Source organism: Actinomadura sp. 6N118 (assembly GCF_044326415.1).
GTDB lineage: Bacteria > Actinomycetota > Actinomycetes > Streptosporangiales > Streptosporangiaceae > Spirillospora.
The window spans coordinates 36,141-47,448 of sequence record NZ_JBIRAZ010000013.1 but is presented as its reverse complement, the minus strand read 5'-3'; the positions used below and the strand labels follow the sequence as shown (position 1 = coordinate 47,448).

Below are 11,308 nucleotides of genomic sequence, written 5' to 3'. Positions count from 1 at the left end.
GTCATCTCCAGGTCAGGCCCGCGACATGGATGTCGCCGTCGGCGATGGACACGTCCCGGGCGCTCGACGCCCCGGTGATGAGGATCCGGGCCGGGTCGCGGAACCCGGCGATCAGTTCGATGCGCTGCACGGGCTTGGCCGTGGCGATCTGCGTCTCCAGCCGCCAGGAACGGCCGGGCCCGAGGAGGTACGTCGCGACGCCGGGCTCTGCGTCACGCGTGGTGTAGACCCGCCAGACATCCCCGGCCACCGGCTCCATCTCCCGCGTGCGCAACCCCGACGCGACCTCTGCGGTGTGCCATCGGCCGGCCAGCCACCGGGAGACGAAGACGTGCCAGAGCCCGGTGTCGTCGGCTGCGGACCACACGGCGAACGGGCGACCGCTCGCCGTCGTGCCGACGAGCTGGATGTAGTCGGGAGACTTGAGCTGCGCGGGGCGCACGAGCGGCGTGATCGCGACCTTGCAGGTGTGTTCCTGCTCGTCGTCGGTGAGCTGGACACCGAGGTCGCGTCCGCCCGCACCGTGAAAGCGCAGGGTTCGCGGATCGAACGCGGCGTAGTGGATGTCCTTGTGAAAGTAGTCGTGCAGATGCTGGTCGGGGCCGCCGCCCGCGAGCGTCCAGACCAGGTGTGCGCGTTCAGGCCGTCCGCGACCGCCGGGGTCGTACCGGAGCTGGCCGATGTAGATCTCGTTCAGGTTGTCTACGCGATCGGTCGAGCCGAGCGCGTACGGGGCACCGGTGAGCGCTGCGGAGCTCCGCCATGTGCGTCCGTGATCCCGGGAGCGCAGGTAGAGGATCGGCCGGGTGTCGCTCGGCACGCCCGGGTCGATGGTCTTGGTGGTCTCGCGGAAGAACACGAAGATCTCCCCCGACCGCGCCCTGAACGGCATCGGATAGCTCGCCGCCGCGCCCTCGGCGACCGTGCGCACCTGCCAGGGGCCTTCGATCGAGTGCGGGAGGGCGGAGCGCGCCACGACCGTGCCGACGTTGTGCATGCCGACGACGATGAGCAGGTGCCCGTCCCTGGCTTGGATCAGGGTGGGGTAGTTGTGCGAGTCGTGTTCGCCCTCGGTCACCTGAAGCGGCTCCGACCACGTCTGTGAACGGTGGTCATAGGCCTGGACGAAGCCGTTCTCGAACTGCCCGCTCCACGAGATGAAGGTGCGGCCCACGATCGGGTCGTGCACGCCGCCCGCGACAGGCCGCCGGTCGGTGCGCGCCGCCACGGTCGCGGCGGGCGTCATCACATGGAACCCACGTCTGCCCGTCGCCGCACGCGCGCCCTCCGGGGTGAACGCGGAGGTGAGGGCCCCACCGGCGAGGAGGCCGCCGCTGGTCAGCACGGTTCGCCTCTTCATGACGGTTTCTCCAGGGTGAGGGAGAAGAGATGCGGCCGAGGCCGGGTCAGGTTCGGCAGCCGGAGCGCGGTGAGCTCCCTCGCCGGGTCCAGGTCGGCCTTCTGGTGGAAGATCGTGACCGCGATGTCCTTGGCGCCCGTTCGGGTGTGGAACTGCGGCGCTCGCACCGCAGCGGACTCGCCGTAGGCCGGGTTGGACTTCCAGTCGGTGAGCCGGAGCGGGACAGCCGCACTGCTGCCGTCGGCGTAGACGGCCGTCACGGTGGTGTCGGTGTTGCCGTTGTCGCTCGCACCGAGCACATGCAGCCGCGCGTATCGGCCTGCCGGAACGGGGATCGTCTGCCCGGCCGCCGTGACGTTGTTGGCGCTGCCCTCGATTCCATTGACGAACAGGAACTCCACACCATCGGCGGTCACCCGTCCGGTCTGCGGCAGGGCGGCGGCCGGGTAGGTGGCACCCGTGCCGTCGAAGTCACCATCGCCCATGAAGAACTCGCTGGTGATGCCGTCGTTGTCGAAGTGCCCGGCGAGTTCGACCGGCACCGCCTGCCCGGCCGGCGGGAGCGGCGGCAGTCCCCAGGGCGGTGCCTTGGTCGTGATGCGGACGGGCGCGATCACCAGATCCGGGTCGGTGCCGCGGACGTGCACGATGGCCTCTTGTCCCCGCGCCAGGTCGATCTCGATCACGCCGCCGCCGAGGTCGCGCCAGGCAGGCGGGCGGCCACGCGTGCCGCGCACGGCGGGCCTGCCCGGCAGTCCGTGTCGCAGGCGGCAGGTCTCCCCTGCCAGGCTCAGCACACGGACGAACCTCGTGACCCCCCGCTCGCGTACAGCGCTGACCTGGAACGCTCCCTCGGTCAGGAAGTTGTGCAGGGTGACGTCCCGCCAGGCCGCGGGCACGGCCGGGAAGACGCGGATCACGCCGCCCCAGCTCTGGCAGAGCATGTCGTGCAGCGACTGCGCGCCTGACAGGGGCGTCTCGATGACCGGCCCCGCCTCGTAGTAGTGGGTGTTGGGCTGGGCGAAGCGCGCGACGAACTCCCGCAGATACTTCAGCGCGTCGTCGCCACGGCCCATCGAGGCCGAGATCGACGAGGCACCGGTGAAGCTGTAGCCGCGCAGTGCGCCCTCGAAGCCGATCCAGTGCCGCAGCGACCGGTCGATCAGGTCGCGGTCCTGCGGCCGGTCCCAGTTGACCAGGTAGAGCGGGTAGACCGCGAGCATGTGGGAGTAGTGCCGGTGCGACTTGGCGAACGGCACGCCCGTCCCGACCATGAACCCGTTCCCGTCGACCGGCGGGTCCACGAGCGTGTCGAGCACCTCCTGCCAGCGCGCGGCCAGCGGGTCGGCCACCCCGAGGCGCCCGGCGGCGTCGAGCAACGTCCGGCAGCTCCACCGGATCAGCGCGAGGTCGTAGTTGCAGTCGGGCGCGGTCCCGTACTCCGGGGAGAACGTCGGCGGCAGGTGCAGGCGACCGTCGTCACCGGGTTTGAGGAAGTGCAGGTAGTAGTTCATGGCCCGGCGCAGGATCGGGAACACGACCTCGCGCAGGATCCGTTCGTCCATGCTGTGGCGGTAGGTGAGCCAGGCGTTGTGCAGCAGCCATGGCAGGTTGCCTATTTCGGGATCCGGCGATGGATACCCGGGCGCGCCCACGAAGCCCGCGTCGTCGAACTGCGCGTCGGTGCTCCGTCGCAGCCCCATCGAGTCGGCGCGGAACTCCGGGCGCAGCGCGTCGACCAGGATGCGCTGGTACGCCTTCAGCGAGCGCGGTATCGGGTCGAGCTCCAGGTGGTTGGACCCGTAGACCGGCCAGTACTCGAGCTGGGAGTTGAGGTTGTTCCAGACCGAGGGCCAGGGCGTGGGCTCCAGCCACGGCCCGGTCGTCGCCATGATCGGCGCGTCAGCGCGGGCGGCGGAGGCCAGTTTGTAGAGCTGGATCCAGTAGAAGCTCTGCAGCAGCCCGTCCGGGACCGAGATGAAGCTCTTGCGGTAGAAGCGGTGCCACCAGGCGCGGTGCTCCCGCTCCAGGACGGCGAGCCGGGGCGCGGACCGCACGGTGCCGAGCGCCTTTGCCTCGGCGGTGGGCTCCGGATGGGAGTGCGCGACCGTGAGGTAGAAGATCCGCTCACCGCGCTCGCGCTGCTCGGCGTGCGCCGTCACGGTCTGGCCGCCAGCCGCGAGCGGCTGGACGGTGAGCGTGACGCCGCCCTCCACGCGGGTGTGCGGGTCCGGGTTGGGTTGCATCGCCTTCGGCGGGTCCTCACGGATGATCCGCGGGCTGACCGCCTTCGAGGCCCGGTAGACCAGCCGCGCGTCGTTCTCCCCGGCGGTGGTCCTGATCGCGACGGCCAGCAGGGACCGTCCGCTCTCGATGAACGCGCGCAGGCGGATGCGCCCGCGGCTCGTGGTGAGGGTGCCGCGCAGTTCGGCGTTCCACAGGTCCAGGCGCAGGTCGACATCGGTGATCTCACCGGCCGGCTCAAGGGCGAGGTTGCCGACCGGCAGCCGGGCGACGCCCCATTCGTTGCCGAAGGTCGGCCGGTGATCCTGCACCTGGCTGTGGTGGATGGTGAAGCGCAGCGCGTTCCTGCCCGGCTCTTGATAGACCATCGACCCGAGGAACCCGTCGCCGAGGAAGGGTCCCTCGTACCAGGCGCGGGGCAGGCGCGCCCACCGCAGGTCCTGGTCGGCGAGGAACCGTTCCCATGCGCGGTCCGTGCTCATCAGGTCGCGCAGCCCGCGCCTGGCCGCCGCCCTCGGCAGGGGTACGGCCCCAGTCGCGGCGCCGCCGAGGACTCCGCCGAGGAAGCCGCGCCGTGAGGGGGTGAAGGGATTCATCGGCCTGTCACCTCACTGTCCGCAGGTGAGTGTCGGAGCCGCCCAGTCGCCGCGGTCCCAGCGGAAGCCGTCGGGGCCGCCGTCGGTGACGATCCGCACGTACGAGGCGCCGCGCAGGTCGCCCTCCAGGTGCACGGCGTCGTCGCGCCAGGTGCGCACGCCGCTGTCGGCGGCCTTCGTGCCGTCCGCCCAGATCTGGAAGGTCGCCGTGCCCTGGGTCGGATCCGGCCGTGGGTCTCGTTCGTCGTCGATGCCGACGTCGGTGGCCAGCGAGGAGCAGGTGCCGTCGAGGTAGAAGATGAGCTCGGCGGGTGCATGTGTGCCGAGGCCCGTCGCGTACACCTTGCCGTTGATGCTCATCGGGCGGCCGTCGCCGGGCCGTGCGCCGCCCACCGAGGTGTTGCGCTCGACCGGGCCGAGGCCGTTGCGTGCTACGGCCCATCGCACGTCACCGAGGTTGGAGGTGCCGGACGGCACCCGTTCCGGCACGATCAGCTCCTCGGTGGCGACGGACCTGGCCCGCCCGCCCGCGGCCGAGCGGTATGTGAGGGCGCTGGTCAGTTCGTGGCCGCCCGGCGCGAGACCAGCCGGCGGCGTGATCCGGTAGCGCGTGGTGAACCGCCTGCCCGGCGGGAGCACCGATGTGCTCGTCCGGCCGAGCGGCTCGGCCTTCCAGCCGTCCGGCGCGCTGATCGTGTGGCGCACGGCGAGCATCGGCGCGCGGCCCCGGTTGGTGACGGTCAGGTCCGCGGTGAACGGACGTCCCGCCGGGGTGATGGTGCCGGGGATGCCCGCCGCCGGAGCGGCCAGGCTCAGCCCGTACTCGGGGAGCGGCGGCTGCCGCCACCAGTCCCTGGCGCCGGGCTTGATCCGGTACAGGACGGTGCCGTGCGCCGGAACGGACGCGGAGAACGTGCCCGCGCTCTCGAACGAGCGGTGCGCCCACAGGTCGCGCAGCACGTACGACGGGCGTTTCGGCAGCCCGAGCTCCGCGGCCGTCACGCCGAAGGTCGCGGTCTCCTCGGTCTCGTTGAAGAGGGCCACCGCGACGTCGCCATTGGCGAGCGGCTTGACGAGCACCCAGCGCCCGCCGGCGTCGCGGAGCACGCGGCCCTGCACGCCCAGCGCGTCCTGGTCCACGGCGATGACCTCGCGGTTGCGCAGGATCTCCATCGTCTGCGGCGTCGCCTTGCGCAGGTCCGAGCCGATCAGCAGCGGCGCCGCCATGATCGACCAGAGGCTGAAGTGCGAGCGGTACTCCCGGCCGGTCATGCCGCCGTTGCCCACCTCCAGCATGTCCGGGTCGTTCCAGTGGCCCGGTCCGGCGTACGGGGCGAGCGGGGCGTTCTGCTTGAACAGCGAGACCACCGAGGTCCAGCTGTCGGTGATGTCACCGGTGGTGCGCCAGAGGTGGCCGACGTCCTTCCCCCACTCCCAGGGTTTGTTCTGGCCCCATTCGCAGATCGAGTAGACGATGGGGCGCCCGGTCTTCTTCAGCGCGTCCCGCATCTTGGTGTAGCGCTCGATCGCGGGACGGTCCTGGTTGTGGCAGTTGTCGTACTTGAGGTAGTCCACGCCCCAGTCGGCAAAGGTCTGCGCGTCGAGCTCCTCGTGGTCGAGGCTGCCGGGCATCGTCCGGGCGCAGGTCTCAGTGCCCGCGCTGGTGTAGATGCCGAGCTTGAGGCCCTTGGCGTGCACGTAGTCGGCCAGGGCCTTGATGCCGCTCGGGAACCGCTCGTGGTGCGCCACGTACCGTCCGGTCACCGGGTCGCGCTGCGGTTCGGCCCAGCAGTCGTCGATGTTGACGTACTCGTAGCCGGCGTCCTTCAGCCCGGACGAGACGAAGATGTCCGCGGTGTCGCGGATCATCTGCTCGTTGATGTCGCAGCCGGTGGCGTTCCAGTTGTTGAACCCCATCGGCGGCTTCAACGCCAGCCCGTCGGGCAACGCCCGGGACGCGGCAGGCGACACGGCGGGCAGCGCGGCCGAAGCGGTCTGGGTCGCGGCGGCGGGACCGGTCCCGGCGGTCGCGAACGAGGTGAACAGGAGGGTCGACAGAGCCAGGATTCTCAGGCGTGAAGGCCGGCGCGTACGCAACGGGGGGCTCCCTTCCGCGATCCACTGACGGGATACATCGGATCTTTACATGAGATCCGGCGGAGAGAAAGCGCTTTCTACATGAATATCAAGAAATAGGTCTGACCTCTTACTCGGCGAGGTGGTCGTTCTCCGACAGCAGCGCCCCCGGCGGCCGGTGACCACCAGGGGCGTTTCCTTCTCGTGCTCTTCTCGTGCACCGAGGGGCTTGCGCGGAGGGATTATCGGACGGGGAGGCCCGTGATCGTGCGGCCGATGACGAGGCGCTGGATCTCGCTGGTGCCCTCGAAGATCGTGAAGATCTTGGAGTCGCGGTGCATGCGCTCCACCGGGTACTCGCGGGTGTAGCCGTTGCCGCCGAGGATCTGGATGGCCTCCTCGGTCACCCGGACGGCGGCCTCGCTCGCCATGAGCTTGGCCATGGAGCCCTCGGCGCTGGTGAAGTCCTTGCCGGTGCGGGCCATCCAGGCGGCGCGCCACACCATGAGGCGGGCGGCGTCGATCTGGCACTTCATGTCGGCGAGCTTGAAGGCGATGGCCTGGAAATCACCGATCTTCTTGCCGAACTGCTCGCGCTCCTGGGAGTACTGGAGGGCGTAGTCGTACGCGGCGCGTGCGACACCGAGGGCCATCGCGCCGACGGTCGGCCGGGTGGTCTCAAAGGTCTTCATCGCGGCCTGGCCCTTGGCGCTCTTGCCCTCGCGGACCCGCGCGATGCGCTCGTCGAACTTCTCCTTGCCACCGATGATCAAGTGGCTCGGGACGCGCACGCCGTCCAGGACGACCTCGGCGGTGTGCGAGGCGCGGATGCCGTGCTTCTTGAACTTCTGGCCCTGCTTCAGGCCCGGCGTGTTCGGCGGGATGATGAAGCTGGCCTGGCCGCGGCTGCCGAGCTCGGGGTGGACGGAGGCGACCACGACGTGGATGTCGGCGATGCCGCCGTTGGTCGCCCACGTCTTGGTGCCGTTGATCACCCATTCGTCCTTGGCCTCGTCGTAGGAGGCGCGGGTACGGATCGAGCCGACGTCGCTCCCGGCGTCCGGCTCGGAGGCGCAGAAGGCCCCCAGCTTGACGTCGTCGGGGGTGCCGAACATCTGCGGGACCCAGTCGCCGATCTGCTCGGGCAACCCGACCGCGGCGATCGAGGCGGCGGCGAGGCCGGTGCCGACGATCGACAGCGCGATGCCGGCGTCACCCCAGAACAGCTCCTCGAACGCGACCGGGATGCCGAGCCCGGTGGGCTCCAGCCACTGGGTGGCGAAGAAGTCGAGTGAGTAGAGGCCGACCTTCGAGGCCTCCTGGATGAGCGGCCAAGGGGTCTCCTCGCGCTCGTCCCACTCCTCCGCGGCGGGACGAATGACGTCCTTCGCGAACTCGTGGACCCACTGCTGGACTTCGCTGACGTCCTCGCTGAGCTCCAGCGAGAACGGCGTCGCCTCGGTGCTCGTCATCGTTATTGACCCTCTCTCCAATATCATCTGTTACCCACGGTAGCATCGGTGCCGTTACCGGTGGTAACACCGTGGCCAGAGTCACAAACACACGATGAAAAAAGGGTGTTCAGCGGCCGGCGATCAGAGGTTGTGGCGGGGGGCTAGCGGCTCACGGAATCCGAGCACCGCCTCGATCGTCCGCACTGCGGCCACCGTGGCCCGGACGTCGTGGACACGCACGATCCGTGCGCCCTGCAGGACGCACGCCGCGGTCACAGCGAGCGTGCCCTCCAGGCGGTCGTGCTGCGGGCGGTCCTCGATCTCGCCGATGAAGTCCTTGTTGGACACGGCGACGAGCAGCGGGTAGCCGATGGCGGCGATCTCGCTCAGCCGGCGGGTGATCTCCAGCGAGTGGTAGGTGTTCTTGTTGAGGTCGTGGCCGGGGTCGATGACGATGTTGCCCGGATCGACCCCGGCGGCGAGGGCCTGCGCCACCCGGTCGCGCAGGAAGGCCGCCACCTCGCCGACCACGTCGTCGTAGGTGGGCTTCGGGTGCTCCACCCTGGGCCCGGCCAAGCTGTGGGTGACGACGAGGCCCGCCCCGGTCTTGGCCACCACCGGGGCCAGCTCCGGGTCCTTGAGACCGCTGGTGTCGTTCACGACGTCGGCCCCGGCCGCGAGCGCCGCCTCCGCCACCTCGGCGCGGAAGGTGTCCACCGAGATCACCGCGTCGGTCTTGGCCCGGGCCGCCTCGATCACCGGCGCGACCCGGTCGATCTCCTCGGCGACCGGGATCTCCGGGCCCCTGCCGAACGGCATCCCGCCGATGTCCAGCCAGTCGGCGCCGTCGGCGACCGCCTGCTCCGCCGCCTCCACCGCCCTGGCGAGCTGGAACGTCGCCCCCCGGTCATGGAACGAGTCGGGCGTGCGGTTGATGATGGCCATCACCGCGACCCGCCGCGAGAAGTCGAACCGGCGGGCGCCGATGGTGCGATCCGGCTGGATCAGCTCAGGCAGGAACACCGCGCTCTGTCCGTTCCGCGACATGGACATGTCCTCCTCGATACCCTGCGCCGGGCGACGGTGAGTTCTCAGTCAAGCACGCCGCGAGACCGGCCCGTACGACGAGGGCCACACCTGCCGTCAGGCCTCCGCCGGCTGCTCTCCCTCGGCGAGCGGCGGCGGGACGGGCGGCGGCACAGGAGGCGCCGGCGGCGGGGTGCGCTGCGGCGGGAGGGGCGGCTCCGGCGGCGGGGGTTGCCCGGACCGCTCGGACTGCTCGGCGATGGCGCGCCGCAGGGCACGCGCGCGCCGCCTGGCCCGGGGCCCTCCGCGGATCGGCAACCGGCGGGAGAAGGGGCTCAGCGTGCGGGTCACCCGCCGGATCAGCGTGATGGCGCCCGCGAACGAGATGATCATGAGAGTCAGCATGGTCAGCGCGAACAGCCAGCCGAAGTCCTGGAAGACCTTGTCCGGCTCGCGGCCCAGCGTCTGGCTGAGCACCGCCTTCAGCGCCTCCTGGAGGCTGAGCACCATCGCCACGGTGCCGACCGAGGCTCCCACCAGGCCGCCGGTCCAGGCCGAGAGGGTGTCCAGGCGTTCCTGGAACCAGGCGAGGTTGGCCCGCACCTGGCGTTCGAGGTCGCCGAGGTCGCGGATGAGGATCTCGTTGCTGTTGTGCAGGCGGATGGGCTCGATGAGCTGGCCGATGCGGTCATGGAGCACGTAGTCGTCGGTGGTGCTGGCCACCATGTGCTGCCACCGTTCGAGCTGGTAGCGGGTGACCGTGCGGCGTTCGGTGAGCACCCGCTGGGTGTCGCGCTGGACGCACCGCAGCACGGCCCGGCGCAACCCGAGCGCCTCCAGGAGCTGGGTCCGGTCCGGGTCGATCACGTCCATCTCGGCGTCCGGCTCGCCCGCCGGGACCAGCGTGAGCGCCTGGTTCTCCGACAGGTACCAGCGATCGAGCGTCTCCCTGCCCAGGGTGATCGGCACCGCGCGGATGTCGGTGCGGTCGGGGAACATGAGGTAATCGATGGTCCGCTGCCACTCGCCCTCGGTCTCCATGCCCCGGAAGAGCGGGCTGAGCTGCGGATTGACGATCTCGAACTGGGCACCGAAGCTGACCGGGAACGGGTAGCTGATGAATCCCTCGGCGTACATGTCATGCAGGCGGTCGCAACCCTGGATGCCTTCGTGCGCCCACCGCGCTACCTGCTCGGGGTTCGACACACCGTGCACGCGCTCGTAGAGGTCGAAGAAGACCCAGTTCATGACGCACCGGACGCTGCCCTCGATCACATGCCCGCCGGATACGTGCCAGCGCAACGGGTACCCCGTAATCCACATGGCCCGTTCGAGCTGGCTGAGGACCTCGGCCGTCACCCGGCCCTCGGTGCTCAGCCACGCCGACCGTAGGGTAGGTCTGATGACCATGAATCCGGAGGCGTGCACCAGCAGGTGGACCGACACCTTGCCGCTGACCGGACGCTCGCCGGCGCGCAGCCGCAGCACCCCGTCGAACGTGATCGGGGGAAGGCGGTATCTGGCCACATGACCGAGCCGCAGGGTCTGGATGTCGAAGAACGCCTGGGCGTCGGCGTCCAGGAGCTCCCCCGTGCCGTCACTTCCCGCGATGAGGAGATCACGAGGGGCGATGTCGGCCAGGTCACCGAGATCGTAGGTACGAATCCAGCTAATAGTCCACTCTGGAGGGATTTGCCCCGCAATGCTCACTATCGCGATCGTAGCCCACAACGAGGAGCCCTATGTAGAAAATGCGATCCGCCAGGCAAGGGAGGCCGCGGACTCCTCCACTCGCGTCGTGGTCGTCGATAGCGCCTCGACCGACGGCACCGCCGAGCGCGCGCGTTCTCTGGGCTGCGAAGTGCTTCCGGCGCCTTTGGGAAAGGGCGCCGCCATGGTGGCGGTGGCCCGTGCGACGGAAACTCCGTGGTTGTGTTTTCTGGACGCCGATATCGTCGAGAACGGCCGCAACATTCCGTTGACATTGCGCAAGGCGATCGAAGCGGCTCCCGAATCGACGGCCATGGTGGTCGCTGATTTCGACGACCCGCCGCCCCCGCCCATTCTGAGTGCGACGATCTCCATTTACGGCCCGCTGGTCCGCGCTCTGGTCCCCGAGGCCGACGGCCGGTTCGGCGACCGCCCGCTCAGCGGGTTCCGGGCCATCCGCCCCGAACTCCTGGACGACGACGCCCCCGCGGACTTCGGCATCGAGGCGTACCTCAACCTGTCTGCGGCACTCAGCGGCCGGCCGGTGACCCTCACCCATATCGGCCTGTTCAAGCAACGGTTCCGCTACAAGGCCGACATGGGCTGGGAGATCGGCCGCGCGATCCTTGACATCGCCGTCAAGCATGACCGGCTCGATCCCACGCTGCGCCCCGAGTGGGACGCATGGGTCGACCGGATCCTGAAGGTCATCCGCACTTACAACGGTGATCTCAGCCAAGGCCAGGCCTATTTGACGAGGCTGTACGCGGCGATGGACGAGCCAATGCCGCCGCGTTTCCGCTGAACCACCATGCGTCCCTAAGCCGCGTTTGCCCTCAGAC

General features: G+C 69.7%; 7 protein-coding genes. 1 reads left to right on the top strand and 6 read right to left on the bottom strand.

Going from position 1 to position 11,308, the window contains the following annotated elements:
• Position 1: 1 nt before the first annotated feature.
• The 6 genes from ACH34W_RS30860 to ACH34W_RS30835 form a co-directional block, all read right to left on the bottom strand.
• Positions 2-1,360 (bottom strand): BNR-4 repeat-containing protein, encoded by a 1,359-nt coding sequence (locus ACH34W_RS30860; RefSeq protein ID WP_395964643.1) that lies wholly within the window; start codon positions 1,358-1,360, stop codon positions 2-4.
• Positions 1,357-4,200 carry a glycosyl hydrolase family 95 catalytic domain-containing protein gene (locus ACH34W_RS30855; RefSeq protein ID WP_395964642.1) on the bottom strand — a complete coding sequence of 948 codons (2,844 nt, stop codon included), beginning with the start codon at positions 4,198-4,200 and terminating at the stop codon, positions 1,357-1,359. Before ACH34W_RS30855 ends, ACH34W_RS30860 begins: the two co-directional genes overlap by 4 nt.
• Positions 4,201-4,212: 12 nt before the next feature.
• Complete coding sequence (locus tag ACH34W_RS30850) at positions 4,213-6,297, bottom strand: NPCBM/NEW2 domain-containing protein (protein ID WP_395964641.1); 2,085 nt, start codon at positions 6,295-6,297, stop codon at positions 4,213-4,215.
• Between the two features lie 221 nt (positions 6,298-6,518).
• A complete protein-coding gene (locus tag ACH34W_RS30845) occupies positions 6,519-7,748 on the bottom strand; it encodes an acyl-CoA dehydrogenase family protein (protein WP_395964640.1) in 1,230 nt (409 codons plus the stop codon).
• Between the two features lie 123 nt (positions 7,749-7,871).
• Entirely contained in the window at positions 7,872-8,777 is a 906-nt protein-coding gene (gene folP / locus ACH34W_RS30840) for a dihydropteroate synthase (RefSeq protein ID WP_395964639.1), read from the bottom strand.
• 96 nt (positions 8,778-8,873) lie between these two features.
• Complete coding sequence (locus tag ACH34W_RS30835) at positions 8,874-10,466, bottom strand: hypothetical protein (protein ID WP_395964638.1); 1,593 nt, start codon at positions 10,464-10,466, stop codon at positions 8,874-8,876.
• Between ACH34W_RS30835 and ACH34W_RS30830 the strand changes: the two genes are divergently transcribed.
• On the top strand, positions 10,459-11,271 hold the full coding sequence (locus ACH34W_RS30830) for a glycosyltransferase family 2 protein (protein ID WP_395964637.1): 813 nt from the start codon (positions 10,459-10,461) through the stop codon (positions 11,269-11,271). The two genes, ACH34W_RS30835 and ACH34W_RS30830, sit on opposite strands and share 8 nt — an antisense overlap.
• Positions 11,272-11,308: the final 37 nt, after the last annotated feature.

Bases quoted from the DNA above. Each gene is read 5' to 3' on its own strand.
- ACH34W_RS30860 (WP_395964643.1), bottom strand. From the start codon at position 1,360: ATGAAGAGGCGAACCGTGCTGACCAGCGGCGGCCTCCTCGCCGGTGGG.
- ACH34W_RS30855 (WP_395964642.1), bottom strand. From the start codon at position 4,200: ATGAATCCCTTCACCCCCTCACGGCGCGGCTTCCTCGGCGGAGTCCTC.
- ACH34W_RS30845 (WP_395964640.1), bottom strand. From the start codon at position 7,748: ATGACGAGCACCGAGGCGACGCCGTTCTCGCTGGAGCTCAGCGAGGAC.
- folP (WP_395964639.1), bottom strand. From the start codon at position 8,777: ATGTCGCGGAACGGACAGAGCGCGGTGTTCCTGCCTGAGCTGATCCAG.
- ACH34W_RS30830 (WP_395964637.1), top strand. From the start codon at position 10,459: ATGCTCACTATCGCGATCGTAGCCCACAACGAGGAGCCCTATGTAGAA.